16 protein-coding genes are annotated in these 23,348 nt (G+C 47.9%); 9 read left to right on the forward strand and 7 right to left on the reverse strand.

All coding sequences use genetic code 11. From position 1 onward, the window contains the following. Positions 1-52: 52 nt before the first annotated feature. Entirely contained in the window at positions 53-1,291 is a 1,239-nt protein-coding gene (locus TY10_RS20925; RefSeq protein ID WP_042167785.1) for a hypothetical protein, read from the forward strand. A 98-nt stretch (positions 1,292-1,389) separates the two neighbouring features. Here the strand turns inward: TY10_RS20925 and TY10_RS20930 are convergent, their stop codons facing one another. Further along, positions 1,390-2,028: an HD domain-containing protein gene (locus tag TY10_RS20930; RefSeq protein ID WP_042167788.1), complete on the reverse strand. Its 639-nt coding sequence runs from the start codon at positions 2,026-2,028 to the stop codon at positions 1,390-1,392. Between the two features lie 877 nt (positions 2,029-2,905). Beyond that, on the reverse strand, positions 2,906-3,757 hold the full coding sequence (locus TY10_RS20935) for a helix-turn-helix transcriptional regulator (RefSeq protein WP_042167791.1): 852 nt from the start codon (positions 3,755-3,757) through the stop codon (positions 2,906-2,908). 123 nt (positions 3,758-3,880) lie between these two features. On the opposite strand from TY10_RS20935, the gene TY10_RS20940 reads away from it, so the two are divergent. Then, a complete protein-coding gene (locus TY10_RS20940) occupies positions 3,881-4,885 on the forward strand; it encodes a Gfo/Idh/MocA family protein (RefSeq protein WP_042167794.1) in 1,005 nt (334 codons plus the stop codon). A gap of 69 nt (positions 4,886-4,954) precedes the next feature. Further along, entirely contained in the window at positions 4,955-5,893 is a 939-nt protein-coding gene (locus TY10_RS20945; protein WP_042167797.1) for an aldo/keto reductase, read from the forward strand. A gap of 96 nt (positions 5,894-5,989) precedes the next feature. Here TY10_RS20945 and TY10_RS20950 read toward each other — a convergent pair whose 3' ends face one another. Continuing rightward, on the reverse strand, positions 5,990-6,400 hold the full coding sequence (locus tag TY10_RS20950; protein ID WP_042167799.1) for a GNAT family N-acetyltransferase: 411 nt from the start codon (positions 6,398-6,400) through the stop codon (positions 5,990-5,992). A gap of 352 nt (positions 6,401-6,752) precedes the next feature. On the opposite strand from TY10_RS20950, the gene TY10_RS20955 reads away from it, so the two are divergent. After that, positions 6,753-7,121 (forward strand): GNAT family N-acetyltransferase, encoded by a 369-nt coding sequence (locus tag TY10_RS20955; protein ID WP_238327843.1) that lies wholly within the window; start codon positions 6,753-6,755, stop codon positions 7,119-7,121. A gap of 18 nt (positions 7,122-7,139) precedes the next feature. Here the strand turns inward: TY10_RS20955 and TY10_RS20960 are convergent, their stop codons facing one another. The 3 genes from TY10_RS20960 to TY10_RS29100 all read right to left on the reverse strand — a co-directional run bounded on the left by TY10_RS20960 (position 7,140) and on the right by TY10_RS29100 (position 13,595). After that, positions 7,140-7,802 carry a hypothetical protein gene (locus TY10_RS20960; RefSeq protein WP_052350679.1) on the reverse strand — a complete coding sequence of 221 codons (663 nt, stop codon included), beginning with the start codon at positions 7,800-7,802 and terminating at the stop codon, positions 7,140-7,142. Positions 7,803-8,139: 337 nt separating this feature from the next. Beyond that, a complete protein-coding gene (locus tag TY10_RS29095) occupies positions 8,140-10,395 on the reverse strand; it encodes an S-layer homology domain-containing protein (RefSeq protein WP_052350680.1) in 2,256 nt (751 codons plus the stop codon). A gap of 161 nt (positions 10,396-10,556) precedes the next feature. Then, positions 10,557-13,595 (reverse strand): carboxypeptidase regulatory-like domain-containing protein, encoded by a 3,039-nt coding sequence (locus tag TY10_RS29100; RefSeq protein ID WP_052350681.1) that lies wholly within the window; start codon positions 13,593-13,595, stop codon positions 10,557-10,559. A 377-nt stretch (positions 13,596-13,972) separates the two neighbouring features. On the opposite strand from TY10_RS29100, the gene TY10_RS20975 reads away from it, so the two are divergent. From TY10_RS20975 to TY10_RS20995, 5 genes are all read left to right on the forward strand, one after another. After that, positions 13,973-14,782 carry an alpha/beta fold hydrolase gene (locus TY10_RS20975; RefSeq protein ID WP_042167804.1) on the forward strand — a complete coding sequence of 270 codons (810 nt, stop codon included), beginning with the start codon at positions 13,973-13,975 and terminating at the stop codon, positions 14,780-14,782. Between the two features lie 18 nt (positions 14,783-14,800). Then, entirely contained in the window at positions 14,801-15,790 is a 990-nt protein-coding gene (locus tag TY10_RS20980; RefSeq protein WP_042167807.1) for a sensor domain-containing diguanylate cyclase, read from the forward strand. Positions 15,791-15,952: 162 nt separating this feature from the next. Beyond that, the gene (locus TY10_RS20985; RefSeq protein ID WP_042167810.1) at positions 15,953-17,194 is read left to right on the forward strand and encodes an S-layer homology domain-containing protein; all 1,242 of its coding nucleotides are present in this window, start codon (positions 15,953-15,955) and stop codon (positions 17,192-17,194) included. Positions 17,195-17,511: 317 nt separating this feature from the next. Then, entirely contained in the window at positions 17,512-17,916 is a 405-nt protein-coding gene (locus TY10_RS20990; RefSeq protein WP_042167812.1) for a RidA family protein, read from the forward strand. Positions 17,917-18,116: 200 nt separating this feature from the next. Then, positions 18,117-19,661: an HD-GYP domain-containing protein gene (locus TY10_RS20995; RefSeq protein WP_042167814.1), complete on the forward strand. Its 1,545-nt coding sequence runs from the start codon at positions 18,117-18,119 to the stop codon at positions 19,659-19,661. 57 nt (positions 19,662-19,718) lie between these two features. Here the strand turns inward: TY10_RS20995 and TY10_RS29105 are convergent, their stop codons facing one another. Then, the gene (locus tag TY10_RS29105) at positions 19,719-23,297 is read right to left on the reverse strand and encodes an S-layer homology domain-containing protein (RefSeq protein WP_081735397.1); all 3,579 of its coding nucleotides are present in this window, start codon (positions 23,295-23,297) and stop codon (positions 19,719-19,721) included. Positions 23,298-23,348: the final 51 nt, after the last annotated feature.

The following is a 23,348-nucleotide window of genomic DNA, read 5'->3' on the forward strand; positions in this document are numbered from 1 at the left end:
TTAGTATATTCTGTAAGAGATTCACCACTTGTCCCTCAAAGGAGGCATTATAATGAAATGGTTACGAAGAGGTGTTCTGTTAATGGCAATGCTGCTGGGGGTCAGTTCGATTCCAGCACTCGGATTCGCGCTTCCCGGGGAAATCTCTTATTACAGCGGCTCCACCCTCATTACCCGCTACAGCGGATCAGAGACGTTCAATGGCAGCGCGTATACGCCTCATTCGCCCAACCGTTACAACAGCTATGAGAAACGGTTCAAAATTCATTTTGACAAATACCGCTATAAATTCAGAAGCTCCGCAAGCACCACTTTTTATTTCGCTATTGCCAAGATCACCCCTGAGTTTCCAGATGGCATGTCCATGTATGAGCAGCAGTTGAACAGCTTCAGCTCCTATTCCAATTATTTGGACGGGGACTACTACATCTACATGTATGATTTCTCCGGGGGCACTTCCAACCTGAATCTCTCCCAGCTGGAGGTCAGTGCAGTTACTCCCGGCGAAGTGAGAATCTACAGCCCCGGTTCCTTCTCCTACACCTCCGGCTATTTCGCCGGCTCAGGCTCGTCTTATCTGCTCAGAGGCAGCACGCATACCATTGATACTTATGTGGAGGGCACACCGAGCTCCGTTGTCGCTTCCGTTACAACAAGCACGGGCACGACCGTTCTCGGCAATCTGTCCTATGTTCCCGGCACGATCGGCCGCTATAAGCTGGACTATACGTTCAATGAGCATTACGACACCCGAAACGCACAGAAGCCTACGCTTAAAATAACGGCGACCTACCCGAACGATATTCGCGGCGCATCTGTCGTCGTCGCTTCTCAGCCCATTTACGTAACAGAGATGGATTACAACTACTACCAGCGTAACGACTCCACATGGTTCTACAACTCGCCGACAGATAACAGCTTTGCAGGCGCTGCGACGAGCGCATTTACCTGCTATCATTTTGTCGCAGATATTTCGGATACCTCTTACACCGGCTCCCCGCAGCAGGGCAATGACACCGATATTATCAACTTTATGAAGAAGCAGGGCGCTCACGCTTCTCGTCCTGGTATCAGCTACTCAACCTCATCCATGACGCCAATCGCCTTCCCCGATGCGATTTATTACACGAATTATCATTTTGCCAAGGTAACGAATTGGGATGCAAGCGGCAATCCAACGGAGATCGTCTCCAAATGGGGTGGTCTGGAGCTGATCAAGAGCACCTCTGCCGCGCCGTTCTCCAATTCGATTGCCACTTATGGCGCTCCGCGCATTTACTTTAAGCGCTAGTTAAAAGCGTAGACGTGAAAAAGCCAGTACCGGTATTGAACTGTATTTCAGTTCACAACGATACTGGCTTTTCGCTTGCTATCATTCGCTATTCGGGCTTAATCTTGCCACGGCGAGTGCAAGACGCATTCGCAGAAGTTAGTTGGCTTGAAGCCAGGCAGCAGCATTGCGCATACATCCGCTTTAATATTGCCAAACGTTGTTTCCGGCTTGTGCTTGAAGCCTTCCAGGAAAGCAGGCAAAATTTTGTTCTTAAATCCGTTACGCGGATAGGCAGTGACCACTTGCCCGCGCACTTCTTCAGTCAGACTTTCGAAGTTTTCGCCCATGACGTCATAACCGACGCCGGAGTAGATCAGGGCTACTTCAGGCTCTTTGTATTGGGCTACGCCAATCGTTGTGTGCAACGCAATCGCATCCCATACAAGACGGGATGATTCCTCAGGAACGCCATGGCTCCGCAAGTAATCACGCGCAGCATTCGCTCCGTCCACCTCGAAACGCTTGTCCGGGCTGCTGTAATGCTTCGTCAGACCGAGGTCATGGAACAAGGCGCTAATGTACAGCAGCTCGCTGTCATATTTCACCCCGTTATTGGCGCCTTGCAGAGCTCCAAACAAGTAGACGCGGTGCGAGTGGTTCCAGAGCAGATCATTGCCGTGCTCGCGAAGCAGCTCAGCGGCGCCCAGCGCCAGCTTGCTGTCCGGGATTTTGATATCGGCGATTGTAGTAGTCATTGCAATTTCCTCCCTAATTTTCAAATGGTAAAGCTCGTCAATCTTAGTGTTGCTGCTTGATGAACAAAGTATAATCCCGGAGTTATCATGTGTAAATATTATTGTTTCTATTATTATAATAGATTTAATCGATGATTAAGAGGTGCAAAACAGAACTCGGTTTGAGCCCTGCTAACGTGAAAGCATCGTGTTCCCGTTGTTTCCGGGGTCGCTGCGCGTTTTGGTTCATGCCGCTATTCTTGATCCCATTGTACCTATCGCTAAACGATAGTAAATGGAGTGAATCTTCAAAAAAGCATCCTGAACTCAAAACGCTCCGCTCTCCCCAAGTCGTGCATTCTCTTAGAGCAGAAAGATCAGAACAAACAACTCAGAGCAAGACATATCAGTTCAGAGAACAACAAGAAAAACACTCGCAGCTATACCTCACTCTTGCGCTAGAATCTACTTCACTAGGCTCGCATCAATCTCGTGTAAGAAAGTCAAATTCGCTGTCTGCTACCCGCTAAGGCTACAACGACTATTGAACTGGTCGGCCATCATTCATCCTGCATCGCCACGGCGCACACGGAGGGTACAAAATGTAAAAGTGCAGGTTGTTAGCCGGAATTTCGGCGATTTTCCGCATCAAAATGCAAAAGTGCAGGTTGATTCGACCAAAAGAGCTCTATAGCCGGAAATTGAGCGATTTCAAATGTACTTTTGCATTTTGAACGCTGATTTGGGCATTTTAAGGCCTATCAACATGCACTTTTACATTTTGTTTGTCATTGGGAGCAAGCAGTTCATAACTGGAGCTATAGAGTTGGGTGGCGGCAGGTCACATCATTCTAACCCATGCAAGCTCGAAACAGCAGCCCTACCCTGTGGCCAAAAGCTAGAGGTTGCCTCGTATCGCATATAATCTGCGATAAGCCGTAGGCGTCATCCCTTCATGCTCCATGAACCGTTTGTTGAAATAGCTGACGCTCGGATAGCCGGCTTCTTCGGCGATTTGTCCAATCGAGATATCCTCGCGCTCCAGGAGCCACTGCTTCGCAGCCTGCAAACGGCATCGGGTAATGAACGCCATTGGCGTCATTCTCGTTGCGCTTTTGAACAATTTGCAGAAGTAATAGGTCGTCACTCCAAGCCTGTCCGCCCATTCATCCAGCACAAAAGGCTGAACCGCTTCTTGCTGCATAAGCGGCAGGAGCTCCATAATCCGGTCTGCAGAGGTGGCCGCTTTGCCGCGATTAAGTGCAGCAGCCTGCTCAACGAATGCGGTCAGAACGGCATACGTCAGCATGGACAAATGGCTGGGGCGCAGCATGCGATGCGTCTCAGCTTCCTCCAGCAGCTCCTCATGAGCTTGAATCAAGCTGGCAGGCTGCTGAAGCGTCCACAGCGGGCTTTTGTGAAACCCTTGCTCCAGCAAATAGTCGTGAAGCCCGCTGCCTCCGTAGAAATGCAGCCAGCGGACATCCCACGGCTCATCTTGGCTGCTGTAGTACCGCTGCTTCTGCAGCGGGAAATAAAGCACCGCTTCCCCCGCATGCAACTCGTGGACGACGCCGTCCAGCTCCACAAAACCTTTTCCAGAAACGACGTAATGAATATTGAAATTGTTAAGCGCCCCCGCTTCTCTCGATACGGTATGCTCCGGATGGTCGCGATATTGGCCAACCGACTCGGGGAAGCAAAAGTATGGCATATTAGGTAACGTAAGCAACAAGCTGTGACGCTGCATCTCCACACACCTCGATGACAATATTGTTTCAATTATAAGCAAAATAATATTATTTTAATTTTAATTCCCATCCCCTATAATCGCAATATAATCATAAAACCAATAAAAAAGCGAGGGTGAACTATGAGCAAAAAGTTGAAATGGGGTATTCTAGGCTGTGCCGGAATTGCTAAGGGAGCTGTCATTCCGGGACTGCAATTATCGGATTTGAATGAGGTAGCCGCTATCGCAAGCCGCGATGGCGATAAAGCAAAACGGACGGCAGAGGAAATGAACATTCCGGTTGCATATGACAGCTATGAGGCTCTTCTAGCGGACTCTTCGATCGACGTCATCTATATTCCGCTGCCGAACCATTTGCACAAAGAATGGGCCATTCGTGCCGCGGAAGCAGGCAAGCATATTTTATGCGAAAAACCGCTCGCTTTAACAGAAAGCGAAGCAGCGGAAATGGTCGAAGCGGCCGACAAAGCCGGTGTTCTTCTCGCCGAAGCCTTCATGTACCGCTATCACCCTCGCTATGAGACGATAAAAGAATGGATCGCTTCCGGGGCAATCGGCGAAGTACGAGGCATACGCGGTGCCTTCACGTTCAACAATGCCAAGGATACAGCGAATGTCCGTTACCGCAAGGCATGGGGCGGCGGCTCCATCTATGATGTTGGCTGCTATCCAATCAGCGCAGCTCGCATGCTGTTTGGCAAAGAACCGGAAGCCGTTACGGTGAACGCACAGTTCTCTCCTGAGCATGATGATGTAGACATGATGGCTTCCGGCCTGCTTGAATTCGAAGGAAACGTAGCGCTGACTTTCGATTGCGGCATGTGGTCCGCCTTCCGCAACCCGCTAGAGGTGCTGGGCAGCGAGGGCATCATCGAGATTCCATCCGCTTTTGTAACACCATCGCAAGAGAGCGGCACGATTTACTTAACGGCAAACGGTGAGCGCAAAGAGATCGAAGTTCCTTATGTGAATGCCTATACTGCGCAAGCTGACCATATTGCCCGCTCCATCACGGAAGGTACACCGCTGCCGTTCCCGGCTTCGGATGCCATTCTTAACATGAGAGTCATTGACGCCTGCTTGCTGTCGGCACGTGAGCGGACAAGAGTCGTACTGAAACCGTAAGCGCTCGCAAATAGGCACAGTAGCGGATGTTTAACGGCAGTAATATTTAACGAGGAGGTTAGCATGGCTATGGAATATTTACATGTGCAAGGACTCGATAAACCCGTGTCGCGCCTGATGAAGGGCTCCGACTATTTCTACCACAACGCTTACGACAAAGCGGCAGCGAATTTGGATGCATTCTTTGCGATTGGAGGCAACTCCATTGATACCGCTCATATTTACTGCGGTGGGCAAAGCGAGGAAGTAATCGGCCGTTATATGAAAGAAAGGGGCAACCGCGAGCAGTGGGTCGTGCTGACCAAAGGCGCGCACCATGACCAGAATGGCCCGCGCGTGAGCCGCGAAGCGATCCGAAGCGACTTGAAGGACAGCATGGAACGTCTGCAATTCGACTACATTGATATGTATGCTCTGCATCGTGATGATCCCTCCGTCCCGGCGGGCGAGGTCATTGATGCACTGAACGAACATATCGCTTCCGGCGCTGTAAGAGCGATTGGGGTATCCAACTGGAGCTGGCAGCGCATTCAGGAAGCCAATGAATATGCTGCAGCTAATGGCTTGGTTGGCTTCTCCTTCAGCAGCCCGAACCTCAGCCTGGCGAAAGCCAATGAGCCTTTCTGGGCAGGCTGCGTCTCCGCCGACGAAGAGACTTGCGCTTGGCATGAGGAGAATCAGATCCCTTTGTTCTCATGGTCTTCTCAAGCCAGAGGCTTCTTCACCGGAAGATTCTCGCCGGAGGATCGGTCGAACGAAGATTTGGTCCGCGTCTTCTACAGCGAAGACAACTGGGAGCGTCTTGAACGGGCCAAGCAGTTAGGCGAGCGTAAAAACGTCTCCGCCATTCAAATTGCACTGGCTTACGTACTGAACCAGCCATTCCCGACTAGCGCCTTAATTGGCGCCCAATCGCTGGAAGAGCTTCGCTCTTGCGACGAAGGCTCACGAATTGTTTTGAGCCCGGAAGAGCGGAATTGGCTGGATCTATCATCGGATAAAAAGTAGCATTAGTAGCAATAGGTATCAACAGGCAACAAAAAGGTCAATAGAGAACGCATGGCGAATGCCAGCACCTCCATTGACCTTTTTTCACATTCTAAATCATGAGATAATCTTGGTTAATAAAATTTCAAGCGGCTCATTCTCCAGCAATAGACAGCCGGCGTCCTTGTAGCCCAGCTTCCGGTAGAAATGCTGTGCTTCTTCATTAGCCAGCGTCGATGTCATCACAAGCTTCGAGCCCTTCTGCTTCATTTCCTCTTCCCAGAACAGAACTGCTTGCTTACCAAGCCCTTTTCCCCGGTACTCATCGTCGAGCCAAAGCAAATTCATAAACGGCGTATTGTCCCAGAAATAACCGTACCTCAGCCATCCGAAGCTGCTGCCTTCCTCGCTGCGCAGCATATAAATTTCTTGTTCATTGATTTTGGAAACGATTAAGTGCTGGAGCAGATGTTGATCTCTATCCAAAATATAATCATAGTCCGCCATTGTGGCCTTCTCTATTATCATCGGATATATGCCTCCATTTCAGTCTTGGTCTATTCTCAAACTGGTTTACTAAAAACAAAAGAAATTGGATCTTTTTCAGCCAGTCATTCACTTCTATACTGTTCATTAACGATATGAAACAAGAGGTGTATAAGAATGACGACAGATACGCTGAGACTGCAAGGAAAACGAGTCGATTTGCTTCGAATGGACGAGCATCATGCCGAACCTTTGCTTGAAGCGGCACAGGGTATGGCAGACTGGTCCCTATACATGAAGCCACTTCAAACGCTTGCCGACGTGCAGTATTTCATCAGCAAATCCAAACAAGACGAGGCCGCTGGTACATGCATTCCTTATGTTATTTGGGATCATGCAGGGAAAAAAAATCGTCGGCAGCACCCGCCTATTCGATCTATCCGCGGAGCACCGCGGCCTGGAGATCGGCAGCACATGGCTGAACCCATCTGTCTGGCGTACCCGGGTTAATACGGAATGCAAATATTTATTGCTGCGCGAGGCATTTGAACATCTCGATATGCTGCGTGTGCAGATAAAGACCGATCTGCGCAACCTTCAATCCCAAGCAGCCATTGAACGCATTGGTGCCGTCAAAGAAGGCATTTTGCGCAAACACCGCATTCTTCACGACGGCTATGTGCGTGACACCGTCATGTACAGCATTACGAATGATGAATGGCCTGATGTTAGAATCAGGCTGGAATCGATGCTGGAGCAGTAAGCACGAGTAATGGCCGTATTACTTTCGCTTTATCCTTAGTTTATAGAGCAGCCATGAGACAACAATTGGTTCATTTTGCCGGTGGCGTGCCACCTTGTCCTTGAGAGGAAAATCCTGAGATGTGACCTCTAGTTTCGCGATGGGCGCAACTGGCGTCGTGCTGATCCATTCATCAAAAGAAACGAGTGAGTTGGAGGGGCTATCAAAGGATTGCCGGGGGAGAAAGTAGATCATCCCGTCCGTCCAAGGATCTGCGGCTATCGTCTCAGGCGTTAAAGAGAAAAAATAGTAACGCCGATTTCCTTTTACCTTGAAGCAGGCATTACGAAAATTTCCCGACAGCTTGCTCCGGTCAAACACAGCATAAAATAGAGGCCAGATGCCATCTTTGGTTCCGAATACAGCTTCCACATACTGCCCGTTATAGCGCGTCTGCCTTCTCGTCTCGAATTCGCTAATCTCTTTATCGTTAGAGCCATGCAGAATGACGGGCTTGTTTATTGCAATATACTGGCAGAACCGGTGTTTGGAATACGGACCTTCATACCTGATCTCTCTTTCATGAAAAATCGCATCGGCATAGATCCGCTCGAATGTATGGACTTCATCTTCTGTAAATGAAGCCGGAGGCATCCGGTAAAATAAAAGGCGCATAACAAACGAAACGACCAGGTTCAACAAGACTCTTTCACCTCCTATGGTGGAGTGGCTGCTACCCAATCAAAATGTAAATCTGCAGGTTGTCAGCCGCTTTTCCGACGATTTTCCCCATCAAAATGCAAAAGTAGCAGTTTGATTGTCCTAAAAAGCGGAAATAGCGCGAATTACGATGATTTCAAATGCACTTTTGCATTTTGAACGCTATTTTGGACCTTTTGGGACTAATCAGCATGCACTTTTACATTTTGTTTCTCATTTGGCCCGGAGAGACAGCCTGTGGAGTTGTTTCGCATCCGGTTGGTTGCTGTGCTCTGGGAAATTCGCGGGATAGAAGTCAGCTTGACAATAACCCTCTAAGTTACAGCTTGAGACCCAAACCCAGCGTAATATTCAACAAGCGGAGGATCATAACGACCGACTCTGCACGAGTAGCTGTTGCGTTTGGATCAAACTTTCCTTCGCTTTTACCGCTAATGACGCCGGCTTCTGCAAGTTGATTAATTTGAGCTTCCGCCCAGCTTCCCGTTACATCTTTAAACTTGGAATCGCCTGAGGCTTCGCCTAGTTTCAATAGCTTAGAGAGAATGGCAACCATTTCTGCCCGGGTGATCTCATTATTTGGTTTGAATGAACCATCTTTGTACCCGCCAATAATACCATTCGCCTTCAAAGCATTTATCGCATTAGCTGCCCAGTGACCTTGAGTGTCGGCAAAAGAAGCATCTCCTGTGGACTCAATTCCCAGTGCCTTAACTAACATACTTGCAAACTCAGCTCTTGTAACACTAGCATCTGCGTGGAAGGAGCCGTCTTCATAGCCGCTGACAAAACCGATTTTAGCAGCCAGCTCAATGGCAGAGGAACTCCAGCTATTTGCCTTAACGTCTGAGAATGAAACCGTGGTATCGGCATCAACCGCAGTTTTCACCTTTTCCTTCACTGCTTCTGCTTTGACAAGCTTCTCGTCTAGAGCAGGCTTTTCAGGCTTCTGCGATGGTGTTGGCGATGGGCTCGCAGTTGGTGTCGGGCTTGGACTTGGTGTTGCTACTGGCGGCATACCGCCTCCGGTGCCACCGCCTCCGCCAGTACCGCCGCCGTTGCCTCCACCTGTACCGCCGTTGCCTCCACCTGTACCGCCGTTGCCTCCATTACTTCCGATGACAACCATGCGAAGCGTATTTAGATCGTAGTAATTGCCCTGCTCTACGATAAAGCTTTCTGTCGTAAAATCGTTATAGCCTGGTTTTGATACCGTTATTGTGTATGTGCCGTCCGGAATATTAAAAATAGAGAACATACCGCTGCCTGCGTAGGTTGTCGTAACGAAGTCTGTTCCGTTAATGGTCACGCTGGCATAGCCGATTCCTTCGTTATTCTGATTTTGAACTGTACCAAATACTTGAGAGTTATAAGCAGTAATTACGGGAACATCCGTCGTTGAATCTTTCATGACGATATTTTGGTTTGGCGTCGTATTAATCGTCACATAACCGGTCTTCCCTATAACTAAATGAAAGAGTCCAACAGGTACATTCTCGAAGAGATAGTTACCGTTTACATCTGTGTTAACCGTATCGAATAATGTGCCATTATACGCACCAAGATAGATGCTTACAGAAGTACCAGATAGCCCCTCACTCGTAGCGAGATTTTCAATTTTGCCTTTAACAGTTCCTGTTCCGTGAGGCTGGGTTGCCGCAGTAACAACGACAGGAATCGTTACTTCTTTGTCTTGCAGCGTAGCCGTTATCAGCCCGTTGCCTTCTTGTACCCCAAAAATAAAGCCATTATTAGAAACAGATACAATAGAAGAGTTGGAAGAATTCCATCTTATAAGCGGCGACACGCTAGCTGAAGAACCATCGCTATAGTTAGCAGTAATATTTGTACCTGTAAATTGACCAACTTCTAATTCGAGAGAATGTGGATTCGCAGTTAGCTCTACAAGCGTTTTAGGAGGGGGAGTGCTCTCTCCATCAGCGAGAAGTGTAATATCACCAAAAGGAACCCGTTCACCCGGAACAATAGCAAAGCTTTCTGTAACTTGAGTCTGGTATCCTGTTTTTGAGAGGGTTAGCGTATACGTACCATAAGGAACATTTGATATAATAAAATGTCCATAGTTCTGACTTGTCGTTATAGAGTGCGGTTGGCCTGTTACTTGAATAGTAACACCGCCCACTTCAGCCCCCTGTGTATTTCTCACTGTTCCATAGATATAAGAAAAATCCATAATATACGGAATCACTGTCACTGTTTGGTTCGCAGTTACTGTATTGTTATTAGGAATTATTATTGAAGAAAGATAACCCGGTTTCGATAACTGTAAATAAAAATCGCCTTCAGGTGCCGTGTTGAACGTGTAAACCCCATCGTTGCCAGTAAAAGTCGAACCTGCCTCCTCTCCACCAGCACCCCATTCTCCGCCAGTATACAACGTCACCTTAACCCCGCTCATAGGACCATTTGTTTCACGATCAATTACTGAACCTGTAACGCTTCCCGTATTTGGTGCTGCCGATACCGTGCTGCCTACTAAAAAAAATAGAAGAGCAACGACAGTAAAAATAGATAAAGCTACTTTTGTTGAAACTATGTTAAACTTCTCTCTCATTTTGAAATCCTCCGCTTTCTAAAATTACTTATACAAAAATGATGATGTTATGACTAATTTCTCTAACTAATTGTTGTTGTAAAATCATTCAAAAAGACCACCATATCGAAAGGCGTTCAGCATCCACTAAGTCAGCCTTTCGAGTTTTAATCTATCTATAGTTAATACAGCTTGAGACCCAAATCCAGCGTAATATTCAACAAGCGGAGGATCATAACAACTGACTCTGCACGAGTGGCTGTTGCGTTTGGATCAAACTTGCCCTCGCTTTTACCGCTAATGACGCCGGCTTCTGCAAGTTGGTTAATTTGAGCTTCCGCCCAGCTTCCCGTCACATCTTTAAACTTGGAATCGCCTGAGGCTTCGCCTAGTTTCAATAGCTTAGAGAGAATGGCAACCATTTCTGCCCGGGTGATCTCATTATTTGGTTTGAATGAACCATCTTTGTACCCGCCAATAATACCATTCGCCTTCAAAGCATTTATCGCATTAGCAGCCCAGTGACCTTGAGTGTCGGCAAAAGAAGCATCTCCTGCGGACTCGATGCCCAGTGCCTTAACTAGCATACTCGCAAACTCAGCTCTTGTAACACTAGCATCTGCGTGGAAGGAGCCGTCTTCATAGCCGCTGACAAAACCGATTTTAGCAGCCAGCTCAATGGCAGAGGAACTCCAGCTATTTGCCTTAACGTCTGAGAATGAAACCGTGGTGTCGGCATCAGCAGCTTTTTGGACCTTTTCCCTCACTGCTTCTGCTTTGACAAGCTTCTCGTCTAGAGCAGGCTTTTCTGGCTTCTGCGATGGTGTTGGCGATGGGCTCGCAGTTGGTGTCGGGCTTGGACTTGGTGTTGCTACTGGCGGCGTACCGCCACCAGGGCCACCGCCGATGCCTCCACCATTGTTACCGCCGCCGTTTCCTGTTGCAACCATGCGAAGTGTGTTCAAATTGTACAAATTGCCTTTCTCCACGGTGAATTGATCCGTAGTCAGATCTTTATAGCCTGGTTTTGAGATTGTTAACGTATACGTACCGTCCGGGATATTAAAGATCGAGAAAATACCGATACCCGGAAAGGTTGCTGACACGATATCTGTTCCGTTAACTTTAACAATGGCATCACCGATTGCCTCGTTACTCTCGTTCTCTACTGTTCCTAATACTTGTGAATAAAAAGCAGAGATGTCTGGTACTAACGTCACCTCATTCTCTTTAACCACAATGCTAAATGTTGTAGTGTGAAATGAAACATAACCCGCTTTCTCTACAGATAGATGGAATAATCCCGCAGGTACGTTCTCGCTTACAAATAAGCCATTATCATCAGTTACTACCGTTTCGAACAAAGTACCAGGATATTCACCGGTATATATACCTACTGAAGCACCGGATAATTCCTCTCCCGTTGCCAAATCTCTAATCTTCCCTTTTACGGTGCCTGTCTTCTGCGAGCCAGGTGCCGTCGTTACCATAACTGGAATAGAGACCGTTTTATCACCCAGTTTTGCTGTTACTGTCACTCCTTCTCCTTCACTCACGCCAATGATTTCACCAGTACTGGAGACATCCACAATCGAGGGATTCGAAGAGGTCCAGCTAACCTTTGAAGTCACATCACCATAGGTTGCGTTAATATAGAAAGCCCTAATCGTTGCCTTTGTTGTTTTACCTACTTGGAGCTCCAGTTGACTCGGATCAGCCGTCAAAAAGAGAACTGTCATGGGATTCGACTCCCCCTCTTCTACAAGAACGAGTCTGCTCGGATAAACAGACTCACCTCGGACAACTGAAAAACTTTCGGTAACCAAAGGTTCATATCCTTCCTTGGTAATAGTCAGGGTATGCATACCAAGGGGCACATTATCTAGTCGAAAAAACCCTGATTGTTCTGGTGTAGTTACTTGATATTCAGTACCTGTCACTGTTACCGTAGCGCCTCCGATTTCAAAGCCTCGTGTATCCCTGATTGAACCAGAGATTTGTGAAAATGCCATGTTATACGGCTCTATAGTTACGGTCTCATCGTTTATGGACTTCTTGTCAGTCATCCAATTGCCCGGAACATAATTATCTTTTCTAAACAATAAAAAAATCCCCCCTTCTGGTACATTCTTGAACGTATATGTACCATCTGAATCAGTGACAATTGAACCGACTTCAATTCCCCCACCGCCAGGAATATAAAACAATCTCACTTCAACTCCACTTAATGGGGCATTGGTTGCTAAGTCATTAACAACCCCTGTTACGGTTCCTGTTCCGATAGGTTTAGGTCTTGCAGTCACCACAACGGGAATCGCAACTTCCTTATCCTCAAGCGCAGCGGTTATCGTTGTGCTTCCTTCTTTCAACCCAATAATTGCACCAGTACTAGCTACATGTACGATTTCAGGATTAGAAGCAGTCCATCTTACCCGCGACGTCACATCAGCCGAGGAACCATTGCTATAATGAGCAGTGATGAATGCCACTGCCATTTGACCAGCCTCAACCTCAACTGATTGTCGATTCGAACTTAACCCGATAACTGTTTTGGGTGGTGGTGGTGTCTCACCATCAGCAAGAAGTGTAATATCCCCTAAAGAGACCCTTGCTCTTTCACCTGGAAGTACCGTAAAACTTTCTATCAGATCCTGGTATCCAGGTTTTAAGATGAGTAATGTATACACTCCATGAGGCACATTTGAAAATTGAAAATAACCTGAAGTTTCCGGAGTAACAACATAATATGGCTGACCAATTATTTGAACCTCAACACCACCAATTTCAGCCCCTTGCGTGTTTTTCACTATACCGTGAACAAGAGTAATTTCCATAAAATACGGCATCACTGTAACAACTTCGCCTGCAACTGCCGTATTGCCATTAGGAATAAAATTTGAAGATAGATACCCTTCCTTCACAATATTCAAGTAAAACTTGCCCGTAGGAACATTGTCAAACGTATATACACCGTCAGTTCCGGTAATAATCGAACCTACTTCTTCTCCCCCTGCACCATCCGCACCAGCAAATAGTTTGACCGACACACCGCTCAAGGGACCATTGGTTTCCAGATCATTAATAACCCCCGTAACCGTCCCCGTATCAGGAGCCGGATCTGCCGATACCGCGCTGCTGCCTAGTAAAGAAACTAGCAGAGCCACTAAAGTGAGCATAGAAACAAACACTTTTTTTGAAGTTTTTTTGAACTTCAGTCTCATGTTGTTACCTCCGTATTTTTCAGTTTTTATAATAGGATAATTGGCCTACGAAATAATCCAATCGACCTATAACACTGTCAAATTATAGAATATTACATTCTATTATATTTGTAAACAAATTGAAATGATAGAAATCTGAGTTTTCATTAAGAAACAATTCGAACTAGAGAATAGTATGCTAAGCAAGAAGAGTTTTTGTCGTCACCAACAGAAAATTGTAACGTTCTGGCATGAATGCGTATTTATTTTTATGATTTTCCAGCAAATCGACAAGATGATTCTCCCAATTTCGAGCATTTCCGATATAATACAAATAAGAAATATGATTTTATTATTAATTCATCTACTACATTCACATAGTTAAAAAGGAGATACATATGACCGACAACATCCTCGTACGCAATAACGTAAACGTGATAGGAACAGGTACACAAACGATTGTCTTCGCACATGGCTTCGGATGCGATCAAACGATGTGGCGCCATGTCGTTCCCAACTTCATATCAGACTACCAGGTTGTACTATTCGATTATGTAGGCTCCGGACAATCTCAGATTAACGATTATGACCCTGTAAAATATAGTAATTTGCAAGGCTATGCTCAAGACGTATTGGAGATTTTGGATGCGTTGGCCCTGAAAAATGTGATTTTCGTCGGGCATTCCGTCAGCAGCATGATCGGCCTGCTTGCGTCACTGCGCGGCGGCTCGGAATATTTCGAGCGAATCGTCATGATTGGACCTTCACCACGTTATATGAACGACCTCCCCGACTACTATGGGGGCTTCGAAAAAAGCGATATTGACGAGTTGCTTACAATGATGCAGCTGAATTTTATTGGCTGGGCTAGCTATCTGGCACCTATCGTCATGCAAAATCCCGAACGACAGGAGCTCACAGAGGAACTAGAGCAAAGCTTCTGCTCCAGAGATCCTCGTATAGCCCGCCAATTTGCGGAAGTCACCTTCTTGTCCGATTGCAGAAGCAGTCTTTCGGAAGCAACGGTCCCGACACTTATCCTGCAATGCTCGCAGGATAGCATCGCTCCGGTTGAAGTCGGTCAATATCTGCATGCTCATCTTAAGAACAGTACCCTTCAACAAATGGCGGCAAAAGGCCATTACCCGCAGTTGAGTCATCCTGACGAGACGACCCGGCTCATTAAAGCTTATTTGGCAAGCAAGTAGCATCTGGAGGATCGGCATATGGACATTCAATTAGATAAAGCACCCTGCGGGTACTTCTCCATATCAGACAGCGGCAGCATCTTGACCATAAATCAAACGTTATTGGATATGCTCCTTTACGAACGCCATGAATTACTGGGCCGGCATATTGAGTCCGTCATGTCGGTTACGAACAAGCTTTTTTTCCATACCTATTTTTATCCGTACATTCAGATGCATGGCCATGTTAACGAGATGTATATCTCGCTTCGAACAAATGCTCAGCAGGATCTGCCTGTTCTTCTGAACGGGGTTCGCCAGCAACGCGATGGAGAAACTGTCATTGACTGCGTAGCCGTTGTGATGCGCAAACGAATCGAGCATGAACGCGATATTCTCCATTCCAAAACAAAGCTCGAAGAACTGTATCAGGCTACGAACGAAGCGAATCAGAAGCTTGAGATTTTGCATGAAGAATATGAGCTTAAGCAGCAAGAGCTGATACGAATCAACTTGCAGCTGGAAACGATGGCCGCCACCGATCCGTTGACCGGACTGCATAACCGCCGTTTTTTCCAAGTTAGTCTGTTGACCCAGCTGCTTTCCTTCCGGGAAACGGGGGAACCCTTCTCCCTGCTAATTATTGATATAGATCATTTTAAGCGCATTAATGATACATTCGGACATCCGGCTGGCGATGCCGTGCTTGTCCATTTAGCGAGACTGCTGGAGTCGATGGCGCGTGAACCCGACATAATCGCCCGCTTCGGAGGCGAAGAATTTGTCGTCATTCTTCCGGGCACCGATCAGGACGATGCCATCTTAACGGCAGAGAAATACAGGTCCGCTATCGCCAGTTCTTCTTGCGGCGAGCATACGATAACCGTTAGTATCGGAGCTTCGACTGTATGCCATGGAGACACTGATGAGACACTTCTTCATCAAGCAGATACGGCGCTATATGCCTCCAAGAGCAGCGGCCGGGACCGGGTTACTCACTCCAAACAACTAGTAGCTGCCCAAGATTGACGCGCTCCAAAAAAAATCAGCCACACATATATCAAGGAGTGGCTGTTTTTTTGTTGATGTATTCCGCTATCCATTAAGGACAGCCCTCAGCCGATATAGAATTGGTAGTGATTCAATAAATAGGAGATATATTCCGCTATTTGAAAGGATGAAGGTAATCTCATGGTGAACCATCTGCGTGTTGCCGCATTTCTAATTGTAATTTCTTGTTTGTTAAGCGCTACGGCCGCTTATGCCGCCCCCCTCAATCAAAGCGTGATTGAGGAAGAGGACGAAGATGAAGATGATGGAGTATTTATGTATGTTCCCGAAACGGATATCACGAACCACCCTGCAGAGCGTCTGTTCCAATGGGCTGAACTGGAACATATCATTGATGGATATCCCGACTTCAGCTATAAACCCGATCAACTCGTTATTGAAGCTGAATTTCTTAAAATGCTGTATAGAGCCTTTGGTATCGCTATTCCAACGGCAACCAGACCGAGGCCCGGCACTGATTGGACTGAAGGCCCTTATTCAATGGCAACTTACTTCAATCATGCTCCCCAAGGTGTAGTAAATCAAAAGCTTAGATCGGAGCCCATTACCAAGCTGCACGCAGCAGAGATCATTAGCGCTGCCAACGGGGTTCATTATAACGGTGAAGATGCTGTTGCCTACTTGATCGGATACGGAATGGCCAACAGCAGCGCCAAAACCCCAAGCGACTTTCATGGCAACGATACCTTTACCCGAGCAGAGGCCCTTCAGTGGATTAGACAGCTCGCGCTTAGAGGCATGCTGTCCATCCAAGTAAGGCCGAAGGTTCCTAGTGATCCTCTCTTGCTTCCTTCCCTGCCTGCTTCAGCAATCGGTACATTGCCGGATTTCAGTGAAATCCCACTTGGAAGCGAAGATTTCAATCTGCTGGGAGCCGATCCATTTCCGGCAGTGAAATGGGGAGCATCCAAGCAATCCATCGATGATCTTTTCGGATATTCTAAGGAAAAAGATATGTTCTCACAGTACAGTTACCCGGATTTCTCTGCCCACTTCAATAAAAAGGGACAATTGGATGCATGGACTGTCAGATACTTTGAGGATGAAGACGGGGACGTCTCACGTACAAATCCACGATTGCGTACAAATAAAGGAATTATTGTAGAGGAGAGCACGTTAATTGACGTTTTAGAGCAATACGGGACAGTCGGGTATATCGGGAAAGGAATAGCGAGCTATTATTATTCGAAAAATGTAGACGGATCGTTTACGCCAATTAACAATTACTCCTCTACGAACCGGTATTCGGGCTTTGAAAACAAGTATGTTCTTTCTTTTTCATTCGACGAAGACAGCCTTGCTGTCAAATTCATATTCGCATCCACTGCTTACTATGCTTATAATCCAATGGACAAGCCCTAGATCATCAGCACTAGCCATTAAAAGAAAACTTGCATAAAATCAATAAATAACGAACAAAACGGCTGCTAAATTGGACATCCCCCTCTAGGGATGCTACCCTTTTGATGTACGTTACTTATCTTACGAAGGAGGATTACCTGATGAAAAAGAGATCCATCGCGTTTTTATCTGCTGGCATCGGGTACTCTACCGCTGTTTTTTTCTAGAATCCATTTCGACGGGGCAGGTCTGTCCAAAAGAATGAAACTACAAAAATACAGCGGAATCATAACGGCATTCCGTTATGAACTTCCTAATCGATAAGGAGACGTTCTCATATGACAAACTCAGCCAATACGATCGTTCAAAGATATAATCCAGAAAGCCTTGCCAAACCTGTAGGCAGCTACAGCCATGTTACCAAAATAAGCAGAGACGCCGAGATGTACGTTTTTTCCGGTCAAATCGGCATCGATCAAAATAATGTAATACCCGATGATTTCAATCAGCAGGTCACTCATACGATGGACAATATTGTTCACATTCTGGCTTCGCAAAATTTGACTCCCGATCATGTCGTTAAAGTTAATATTTGGGCTACGCAAGAGATCGACTGGGACCACTTCTATGAAATTTGGAACCGTGTATTCGGCCCCACCCCGCCATCCATGACAGTTGCTTATATTACAGCACTGGGCCTGCCTGAGCTGAAAATCGAGCTGGATGTATGGGCTGCTGGTTAATCTCCTATCCCTTATACCAAATAGAGGACCACACCTCTACCAAGAAAGAGCCTCGGAACTTGAACATTCCGAAGGCTCTTTCTCCTTAATGGCAGTTTTATAAATTATTCCATAGTTTTAATGTACTTCCCCTAGCATGCACAGTACACTGTAGATAACCATAATATCTCAGTATTAGCCCTGAAAAGAGGACGCCTGTCATGAACGCTATGAATCCTATTCGGCACCGTGCCGTTAAATCACATCCCTTGTATGTTTCCTTCTTCAAGCAGCTGCTGCGCAACTATTTATTTGGCTCGACAGTAGCCGTGCTGGGCTTCGGAGGCGTCATTCTATTTAACACATTAAACATACCAATACGGGAAATAGGGCTGCTCAGCGGTGTACTGTTTGCATCACTCGCCATTATGCTCCTGTGTGAAATCTACGTGTTCAATCGGCATCTGCAGCCGATTCGTGCGATTTTCCAAACGGGTACGCCAACTTCTGAGCAGCTGAAAGCCGCTTACCGGCAAACCCATCGTTTCCCCACGCTTTCCGTCAAACGAACGTTTGGGCCTCATTTTCTGGGAATGTCCTTCCCCGCCATTATTTTGTGCATGCTGTTCATTCGGTTGGGGCTAGTGTCTATCCCCTACCACTACCTGCTGATCGCAGGAGCCGGAGCGTTAATGGTCGCCAGCATGCATGCGATGATTGAGTTTTTTCTGACGACGACCGCCATTCGTCCTGTCGTTTCTTTTATCCGCAGCCGCCATGTGGAGCTGTATGGACAAGATCTATCGCTGGGCGGCGAGATGCTAGTATCTATACGAACCAAGTTCCAGCTAAGCGCGTTTCTGATCGGGACACTTCCATTGATCCTGTTCACCTTGGCCTCCCAAATCCGTCTTGACGGAACGATAGGTGCAGGCAGCGGAACGTACTGGCAATGGGCCGTCATTATTTTGATAATCGGCATATCCTTCTCCATCCTGGGCGCTTCACTGCTGTCCCGTAACATTCAAGACCCGATACATACGATTCAGTCTGCTATGAGCAGCGTACAGGCCGGCAATTTAAATACCCGCGCTGACGATATTTACTCGGATGAATTCTCCAAGCTTGTTGCAGGCTTCAATCATATGGTCACGGGGTTAAAAGAACGCGAAGAGCGCAACAATCAGCTGCTGCAAAGCTATTTCTTCACACTCGCTGCCGCGCTGGACGCCAGAGACGCTTACACGGCTGGTCATTCCGAGCGCGTCGCGCGCTACTCCATGCAGATCGGCGAACTGGCGGGCTGGGATGAAGCTTCCCTTCAGATTCTGTATAGATCCGCTTTGCTGCATGATATCGGCAAGATCGGCGTTAGAGACGCCGTCCTGCTCAAAGAAGGCAAGCTGACGGATGAAGAGTTCGATCAGATCAAGCAGCATCCTGTGCTGGGAGAAAAAATATTGAAGCAAATCGAGCCTGCCGATGCGATGGCCGAGCTGCTTCCTGGTATCCGCTCCCACCATGAGCGCTATGATGGCAAGGGTTATCCGGACGGCCTGTCTGGTGAAATCATTCCTCTAATTGGCCGTGTTATTGCCATTGCAGACGCCTACGACGCGATGACCTCCGACCGCCCCTACCGGAAGGGAATGTCCCGCGAGCGGGCGCTCTCCATTCTGGAAGATGGCCGCGGCACCCAATGGGACCCCGATCTAACGGCTCGTTTCGTCGCATTCAAGCAAACAGCAAGCTCGGACAGTTTGTAAAAGCAAACAAAAACCTTCGCCCCCTTATTTGAGGAAGGCGAAGGTTTTTTCACGTCATTAATTAATGTAGTGCAAGTATTGCAGCATACGCCTCAGCATGACGGCGCTTTGCGCTCTGGACGCATTAGCTTGAGGAACGAATGCCGTATCGGTCATCCCTTGGATGATGCCTAAGCCGACCAGTTGTTCCGTTGCATCAACTGCCCAAGCCGCAACAGCCTCGCCATCAGCGAATGGTTTCAGCGCATTCGCACCGCTTTCCGCCTGTGGCGTATTCCCCGCATAAGCAAGCGCTCTTGCGATCATAACAGCCATTTGCTCGCGGGTAATATTCGCATTTGGACGGAATGAGCCATCCTCATAGCCTCCTATTAAGCCCGCTTGTTGAGCTGCTCCAACCGCTCCGGCATACCAGTCGGAAGCCTTCACATCACCAAATGCTGCATCTGCACTAATTTCAGGCAATCCAAGCGCTCTAACCAGCAATGCGGCGAATTCCGCACGGGTAATCGTATGATTGGGTGCAAAGCTGCCATCCGGCAAGCCGCCTACAATCCATTTGTTTGCGAGCAGTTCAATATCTGCTTGCGCCCAGTGCCCTTGTAAATCTGTAAAGCTACGATTGGATTGAATGATTGTATAGACACCAGCACGATGCAATTGTATCGTTGCTTTCCCATCGCTCTCGAATACCGAAGGTACAAAATGCAACCGGTTATTGGCATCCAGCCATACGGCAGTCGCTTTGTTCGGATCAAGCTTAGCGGCTGTCACATCTAACATTCGCTGCAAGTAAACACCTTGCCAGTTATTAAGGGTCTGACCATTTGCATCAAGGGCAACGACAATTGGATGCTTAAGAACAGCAGCCGAGCCCTGTTTGTTGATCGCTTCCTGTAAGCTGCCGCCTGCCTTAGCGGTTGGCTGCGCAATTGTTACCGTTAGCGTTGAGCCTTCCCGCAAGCCCGCAGCAGATTGAAGCGGAATGTGCAGGCTGTTGCCGTCCAGCGTCACTATAATACCGGCATCCTTCTGGCTCCCCCATACTTTGCGCAACGAATCCACTGGCATATCGATTTTCACCGCAGAACCCAATCCCTCAACTGCAATAACCGATTGTTGCTGCCCTTTAGAGAAGGCCTGAATCATTTGCTCCGAGGTTAGGAAGAGTCTTATGGCAGATACACCATCCGCAGATGTTTCTTTCACTGCACGCACCTCCGTCAAGACACCGCCAATGGTGATCTTCGCTGTACTCAGGAGAGGCGTGCCAGCATTTCCTGCGCCACCTGATCCGCCTGAGCCTGAGCCTTCCCCGCCAGTACCAGGTGAAGATGTCCCGATGCCGGAGACAGTAATCTCCTGAACTGCTTCATTGCCTAATACGTCAATGGCATAAACGGTATAAATACCGTTTGAAGTGACATGGAATTTCTCCGAGGCGATAATATCATTCCCCGCTCCTGCACCTCTAGCAAATTCAGCAGCATTTCGGCTGTCCGGCAGCCACAGCAGCGCAGACAATGTATTGCCTTTCGAGCCCCCGGATACGCCTGTTGTCACCGTCACGTCTGCGCCAGAGCTGCTCACATTGCCCGCACTCAGAGTAAGAACAGGAGGCTTTGAGGCAATAATGACCCCGCTCATATCCGGTACAACATAATCAATCGCGGCTGGTGCTCCGTTTAACCGGGTAATGCTTGCACCGGCCGGAAGCACGAGCTCAGAGGAAGCGGTAATATCATCCTCAAGTCCTTCCTCCAGAATGTATACAAAAGTAAGTTTGTTCAACGGCACATCCTGCATTCCGATATAGGCAGCATAGACAGTTTTGGTCGTCCCGCCGGAGCCAATCATAAGCGGAATCGTTGGCGTTCCGCTTACGGTAACCATGTATCCATAATGAACGGTAAGTGTGAGGGCCGCATTTTTCCCGTAGAGCCCGCTAGCTGGAGCCTGCAGCACCAGTTGAACCCATGTCGCTTCAAATTGATCCAACGCTTGATTTAAAGCAGCAATAGCCGCAATGAACTGCGCTTCACTTTGATTAGCAGCGTCGTCAGCAATGACTTGCGCCGCGTCGATTGCTGTCTGCATTGCAGCCCGGGCAGCACCCGTCGTTCCGCCTACGTCTGTACCTTCCGGGTGGGCTGCCAGTATTTGAAGCGCTTCGAGCAGCAAAGCCTCCAGTGCTGCGGCATCACCCGCTTGAACCAGCGTATCTTCGAATGCAGTTATCGCATATTGCAGTACAGCAGAGGCACCATCAAGCTGAACCTGCGTCTGATGCCCGGCATCATCGGAGACAGCCTGCGCCGTATCGATTGCCGCTTGCAGGGCAGCGCGTGCGGCTCCAGTAGTTTCACCAACGCCTGTACCCTCCGGATGATCCGCCAGCATTTGATACGCGTCAGCCAGTACCGCATCCAGATCGGATGCGTCCCCCGCTTGGATCAGCGTACCTTCAAAAGCAGTAATTGCTGCTCGCAACACGGCAGCCGCCGTATCAATCTGCCCTTGCGTATGACTGCCCGTATTATTGGCAACAAGCTGTGCCGTTGTTATAGCCGCCTGCAAGGTCGAACGCGCCGCTGTCGTCGTCTCACCGACGCCGGTTCCTGCCGGGTGATCCGTAAGCGCCTGATTGGCATCCGTCAGCGCAGCTTGCAAAGCCGTTGCGTCAGGCTGTATGATCGCCGCGTTAAACGTTTGAATAGCGGTTTGCAATAAAGCCCCCGCCCCATTCAAATCCGCAGCCGTACTGGTATTCCGGATAGCTTCAATGAATGATCTGGCATCTCCAACTGCACTCGTCAAAGCCACATGAGCATGGAGAGGCACTTGGCCTACCATTGGGCCTGGACTATGGTCCTTCAGCAGCTGTTTGGCCGAAGCGATCGTTTCAAACAACGGCTTCCCGTCTACGAACGTATATCCTTTATTTCTCGCATAGGTTTGTACGGCTGAGCCCGCATAACCGAATATTTTCAAATCCGCTGCAACGGCTTGATTGTTATTGAAGGAATTAGATTCGATCGTTACGGTCTTGCCCATCACAACGATGCTGGACAGCTGATTATAGCGAAAGGTATAACCGCCGATGCTCCTTATGTTTGCCGGTATCACAACACTTGTCAACTGATTGCCTCTGAATGCAAAATCACTGATTTCCGTCAAGTTCTCCGATATCCGGACACTGGTCAGTAAATTATTCGAAAAAGCCTCCTGTTCCATGTTTGTCAGGCTATCCGGTAAATAGATGTTTGTCAGCTTGTTGCTGGTGAAAGCCCTTTGCCCGAGACTCGTCACGCTGCCGGGGAGGTTCAAGCTTGTAAGAAAATTGTAGCCAAACGCATCACTGCCGATTGACTTTACCCCGTTAGGAATCACCACGCTCGTAAGATCAGTGACATAAAAAGCAGAGTCTCCAATTGCAGTTACCGGCACCCCTCCTAAGACGGCTGGGATCGTAATATCGACACCCGCTCCTCTAACGAAATCCGTTATGGTTGCTTCATTGTTGGCAATCGTGTACGTATAATCAGTATCTCCAAGCGCATACATGCGGGGAGTTTGTGAAAATGAAGTACAGACGGTGATTAGAACGACTAATAGACATAGAGCAGTTTTTCTCATCTTGATCTCCTCTCAAAAATGGTTAATCCACCGCCTATCATTGTAGCAACG

This window comes from Paenibacillus gorillae, from assembly GCF_000513275.1.
GTDB lineage: Bacteria > Bacillota > Bacilli > Paenibacillales > Paenibacillaceae > Pristimantibacillus > Pristimantibacillus gorillae.

Excerpts from the sequence above, each read along its gene's own strand:
- TY10_RS20925 (WP_042167785.1), top strand. The coding sequence starts at position 53 with ATGAAATGGTTACGAAGAGGTGTTCTGTTAATGGCAATGCTGCTGGGG.
- TY10_RS20930 (WP_042167788.1), bottom strand. The coding sequence starts at position 2,028 with ATGACTACTACAATCGCCGATATCAAAATCCCGGACAGCAAGCTGGCG.
- TY10_RS20935 (WP_042167791.1), bottom strand. The coding sequence starts at position 3,757 with ATGCAGCGTCACAGCTTGTTGCTTACGTTACCTAATATGCCATACTTT.
- TY10_RS20940 (WP_042167794.1), top strand. The coding sequence starts at position 3,881 with ATGAGCAAAAAGTTGAAATGGGGTATTCTAGGCTGTGCCGGAATTGCT.
- TY10_RS20945 (WP_042167797.1), top strand. The coding sequence starts at position 4,955 with ATGGAATATTTACATGTGCAAGGACTCGATAAACCCGTGTCGCGCCTG.
- TY10_RS20950 (WP_042167799.1), bottom strand. The coding sequence starts at position 6,400 with ATGATAATAGAGAAGGCCACAATGGCGGACTATGATTATATTTTGGAT.
- TY10_RS20955 (WP_238327843.1), top strand. The coding sequence starts at position 6,753 with ATGCAGGGAAAAAAAATCGTCGGCAGCACCCGCCTATTCGATCTATCC.
- TY10_RS29095 (WP_052350680.1), bottom strand. The coding sequence starts at position 10,395 with ATGAGAGAGAAGTTTAACATAGTTTCAACAAAAGTAGCTTTATCTATT.
- TY10_RS29100 (WP_052350681.1), bottom strand. The coding sequence starts at position 13,595 with ATGAGACTGAAGTTCAAAAAAACTTCAAAAAAAGTGTTTGTTTCTATG.
- TY10_RS20975 (WP_042167804.1), top strand. The coding sequence starts at position 13,973 with ATGACCGACAACATCCTCGTACGCAATAACGTAAACGTGATAGGAACA.
- TY10_RS20980 (WP_042167807.1), top strand. The coding sequence starts at position 14,801 with ATGGACATTCAATTAGATAAAGCACCCTGCGGGTACTTCTCCATATCA.
- TY10_RS20985 (WP_042167810.1), top strand. The coding sequence starts at position 15,953 with ATGGTGAACCATCTGCGTGTTGCCGCATTTCTAATTGTAATTTCTTGT.
- TY10_RS20990 (WP_042167812.1), top strand. The coding sequence starts at position 17,512 with ATGACAAACTCAGCCAATACGATCGTTCAAAGATATAATCCAGAAAGC.
- TY10_RS20995 (WP_042167814.1), top strand. The coding sequence starts at position 18,117 with ATGAACGCTATGAATCCTATTCGGCACCGTGCCGTTAAATCACATCCC.
- TY10_RS29105 (WP_081735397.1), bottom strand. The coding sequence starts at position 23,297 with ATGAGAAAAACTGCTCTATGTCTATTAGTCGTTCTAATCACCGTCTGT.